General features: G+C 66.9%; 1 protein-coding gene. It reads left to right on the forward strand.

The features are described from left to right. Nucleotides 1-254, forward strand: a 254-nt coding sequence (locus tag AC5IJH_RS18415) for a hypothetical protein (RefSeq protein ID WP_491904278.1), incomplete at both ends; no start/stop codon positions are given.

Consider the following 254-nt stretch of genomic DNA (forward strand, 5'->3'; position numbering starts at 1 on the left):
CTCGCACTGGCCGTACCCATCGGCCTGCTCTCGATGCTCTTCCCGCCCCTCGTCCTGCTCGCGCCCATGCTGGTCATCTCGCTCTACCGTCGCGGACGTCCCCGCACCCCCGTGGACAGCCGCAGCGGCTTCCGGATTGGCTCGCTCACCGGCTTGCTCGCCTCCTATATCTGGGCGTTCGGACTGGCCGGCTGGCAGATCTTCCAGCGCTACTCGCTCCACCAGGGCGCCACGCTCGATCAGCAATATGTCTG

It is taken from the genome of Candidatus Dedyshia acidiphila, from assembly GCF_051025295.1.
GTDB lineage: Bacteria > Acidobacteriota > Terriglobia > Terriglobales > Acidobacteriaceae > KBS-83.